The sequence below is a fragment of the Gracilimonas tropica DSM 19535 genome (assembly GCF_000375425.1).
Taxonomy (GTDB): domain Bacteria; phylum Bacteroidota; class Rhodothermia; order Balneolales; family Balneolaceae; genus Gracilimonas; species Gracilimonas tropica.
The window spans coordinates 1-3,828 of record NZ_AQXG01000033.1; the positions used below are offsets into that span (position 1 = coordinate 1).

General features: G+C 51.2%; 4 protein-coding genes. All 4 read left to right on the top strand.

The window, feature by feature from the left end; all coding sequences use genetic code 11:
- The first annotated feature begins 169 nt into the window (after nucleotides 1-169).
- Genes B151_RS0117300 through B151_RS0117315 form a run of 4 tightly spaced genes read left to right on the top strand, consistent with a single transcriptional unit; the run spans nucleotide 170 to nucleotide 3,790 of the window.
- Entirely contained in the window at nucleotides 170-1,063 is an 894-nt protein-coding gene (locus B151_RS0117300; protein ID WP_020404896.1) for a complex I subunit 1/NuoH family protein, read from the top strand.
- Nucleotides 1,060-1,578: an NADH-quinone oxidoreductase subunit J family protein gene (locus B151_RS0117305; protein ID WP_020404897.1), complete on the top strand. Its 519-nt coding sequence runs from the start codon at nucleotides 1,060-1,062 to the stop codon at nucleotides 1,576-1,578. The genes B151_RS0117300 and B151_RS0117305 overlap by 4 nt, the downstream gene beginning before the upstream one ends.
- A 6-nt stretch (nucleotides 1,579-1,584) precedes the next feature.
- Nucleotides 1,585-1,893 (top strand): NADH-quinone oxidoreductase subunit NuoK, encoded by a 309-nt coding sequence (nuoK, locus tag B151_RS0117310; RefSeq protein ID WP_020404898.1) that lies wholly within the window; start codon nucleotides 1,585-1,587, stop codon nucleotides 1,891-1,893.
- 10 nt (nucleotides 1,894-1,903) lie between these two features.
- Nucleotides 1,904-3,790 (top strand): NADH-quinone oxidoreductase subunit 5 family protein, encoded by a 1,887-nt coding sequence (locus tag B151_RS0117315; RefSeq protein ID WP_026166741.1) that lies wholly within the window; start codon nucleotides 1,904-1,906, stop codon nucleotides 3,788-3,790.
- Nucleotides 3,791-3,828: the final 38 nt, after the last annotated feature.

Here is a 3,828-nt window from a genome sequence, read left to right on the forward strand (position 1 = left end):
CATGAAGGCAAATTGGCGCACCTGAAGCTGTCCACGCCCTCGGCGGCGCTGGTCAACCTGGTAAAACCGATGACCGAACAACTGGAGCTGGCAGATGCACTTTTGGCCGTAAACTCGCTGGATATTTCACCACAGGAACTAAACTATTAAACGATAACACTGAATCGCGATGATCAACGCCCTTTTAATAACCCTGCTTTTTATAGCCGGCATCTACCTGATGGCGGTTATGGAGCGCTGGTCGTTGTCGGGCAGCCTGCAGTGGGCGGGTCCGGCACGCTCGTTTCTTCGTTTATTTGTGCAGGAGGAGATCAAACCCCGCAAACACGACACCGTCTTTTTCGAAACCGCGCCTGTGCTTTTTATCGCAGTCATCCTGTTAGTCATCGCAATTTTACCCTTCGGCAAAGATCTGGTGCTAGTCGATCTGGCAACCGGCGCTCTCTTTATCAACGCGGCGCTTGTGTACATAATGGTATCACTGATGATGGCGGGATGGAGCCTGAACGGCGTTTATGGTATGGTGGGCGGCTGGCGCTCCATTGCGCAACTGATCGCCTACTCCATGACTGTGGTTATGGCGCTCACCGCCACTGTTATGCGAGCCGAATCGATGTTTATGGGCGGCATAGTCGAATCCCAGCAGACGCTCTGGAATATACTCTATCAGCCCATCGGCTTTATCCTGTTTTACCTATCGGCCATGGCCATCGCATTTCTTCCGCCTTTTGATCTTCCCACCGCAGATGGCGAACTGGCCGGGGGGGCATGGGCCGATTTTACCGGCCTTCGAAAACTGCTGTTCCGACTGGGACGGTCGGTCCTGGTGCTCACGCTGTCTGTGGCAGTTACCGTGTTGTACCTGGGCGGATGGATGGGTCCGTGGCTGCCCGGCTTCGTCTGGATTTTCCTGAAAACACTGCTGGTAGCCGTCTCCTTCTTTGTCCTTGGCCGATACCTGCCACGCATTCGTCACGATCATCTGCTGGAATACCACTGGAAATACGGCATTCCGATGGCTCTTTTGAATATTTTCATCGTTGGGGTGTTACTGATTTTATGATGATATCCGTCCAGCTCATACTTCTTATTATTCTTGGACTGCTTTCCATCTGGTTCGGCTGGCGCGTGTTTATGACTAGCTCCATGGTGCGCTCTGCTCTTTCACTCCTGGCTTCCATGGTAGCCATTGGCGCACTTTTCCTGGTGATGGAGGCCGAATTCCTGGGTGTGCTCCAAATTATGATGATGGGTACCGAAATGAGCATCATGGCTATTTTTATGATGATGTATATGATGGATCCCGGCGGATTGGGAGAGATGGATATGACGCATCAAAAAAATCTTTCCATTGCAGCGGCCAGCATTTTTTCGCTGATCATTGCGATAGTTATACTTGCCGTCGGCTGGGGGCCTCTAGCTACCGAAATTCCCGGCCCGCACGAACAAAACCGCCTGCTGGGGATGGAAATTCTGAAGCGCTCCATGATGATATTTGAGACGGCCGGTATAACCATCCTTACAGGCATGATTGCCGCCATCACCGTGGCCCTTTCAATCAAGAATAACAGAAACTAACCGACTATGGAACTACTGCTTACAGCCCTGATCATCGCTATTATTCTTTTTGGCATCGGCCTATACGGCGCTCTCAGCCAGACCAACCTGGTAATGATTATGATGGGCGTTGAACTGATGCTGGGAGCGGCCATGATTAACTTGGTCGCCTTTTGGCGATACCTGCACCCCGAGGCATTTTCTATTAAGATGTTTGTACTTGTAGCCATGACGGTTATGGCTCTGGAGGGCGCCGTTGGTTTTGCTATAGCCACCCAGCGTTTTCGTTCTTCAGGTTCTGTAGAGATGGAAGAAGCAGCAGATTTAAATGGGTAACCGGATACTTATGACCGCATTTTTATTCACCATATTCGCTCCACTGGCAGCCAGCCTGCTGATTCTCTTATTACGCAAAAAGATGGGAGCTATCGCTACTGCGGGGGCTTTCCTTTCCGGGCTTGGCGCCCTGCTGCTTTACCTTCCGGCGGGGACGGGCATCGAGTTGACTCTTCAGTTTGCCGGACTGCCGGACATGCCTTTTCGGCTGCATGCAACAGCCATGGCATCAACCCTGTCCCTGGTCGTCTCTGTGATAACCACCTTTATTTTTGTTTATGCTATTGGTTATATGGCAAAGGAAGATGGGCAGCTAAAATTCTGGTCAGGAATATCTCTGTTTTTAGGGGCGATGCAGCTGCTCGTTCTTGCGGGCGACTGGATACTTTTTGTGGTAGCTTGGGAGATAATGGGCTTCGCCTCTTATCTGCTTATCGGCACCTGGCACCAAAAAAAAGAAGCAAGCGATGCCGCCAACAAAGCCTTTACCATGAACCGCGTGGCCGATCTTGGTTTGTATATTAGCGTTTTTGCCATTATTCTTGGAAACGGAACCAGCGAGATCGCAACCGGCTCCTCACAAACTATCTCTACCTTTGCCGCACTTGCGCTGCTGTTTGCAGTCATGGGAAAATCGGCCCAGGTACCGTTTCAAAGCTGGCTTTCGGCGGCTATGGCGGGACCAACTCCTGTTTCGGCACTTCTGCACTCGGCCACCATGGTAGCAGCTGGAATCATCCTGCTGCTCAAAGCGTATCCTCTTTTTTCACCTGAAGCTCTTTTATGGATCGGCAGTCTCGGGGGGCTGACGATCATACTAACCGGAGCTACCGCTATTTTCTCTGAAGACATTAAACGGATGCTGGCTGCCTCCACCTCAAGTCAGCTCGGATTTATGGTCTTAGCCATAGGTGCCGGATACCCCGGCGCGGCTCTGGCTCACCTGGTGACCCACGCTTTCATGAAGAGCAGCCTGTTTCTGGGTGCTGGTATATTTCAGCATCAAGCAGGATCTACCAACTATGAACAGTTGCAGGGGATGGGCAAAAAATTGAAATGGAGTTTTGCTGGTTTTGTACTGGCCGGATTTGCACTGGCTGGGATACCCCCATTTGTTGGTTTCTGGTCGAAAGACGCCGTTCTTGCCGCGGGACTATTGAGCGAGCCCGCGGGTTGGTATTTCACTGTAGCCCTTGCCGGGGCTCTTTTCACAGCTATATATATGGGCCGTGCATTTGGCATTCTGTGGAAAAAAGTAGCCAATGAAATAGAAAAATCACACCGCCCGATATGGATGCTTACTGGCTTGTCGGTCCTTGTGGCCATCGTCATTTTGGGAGGCTTCTATGTAGAGCCGATGGTGGACGCAACCGGATTGACTATTCCAAAATCAACGATGGCCGTGATATCAGGGTTGGTGGCTGCCGCCGTGGGGCTTACCGCTGGCTGGTTTATTACGGCTCCCGCTATTCGGTACCGTCTGTGGAGCTTCATTCAGAAAAATTATTCGGTCTTTGGCGGATATAAACGCCTGGTTGTACAACCGATGGATGCCTCCGCAAACTTTTTGAATGTCGTCGAAACAAAATTACTACAATCGGTTTTCGGTGTTGGGAACCTCTTCTTGGAATTTGCTCGATGGCTTTCCGACGCCATCGACAACGCCGTTACCTATCTGGTTGACCGATTTGGAGACCTCAACCTGAACATCGCCCGGCTTACACAGCTCACTGACGACAGGGGCATCGTGGAATGGATCGCCGCTCTCGTGGGCTCCGTGCAGCGCCTCGGCAAATATGGGCGCAACATGCAATCCGGGCTGGTTCACCGTGAGCTGGCATGGTCGGTCTGTGGAATGGGTCTGGCACTTATCATCTTATTACTAATTAATTTGTAACTCATGGATATCTCTTCACTGCCTCTACTTTCGATTAC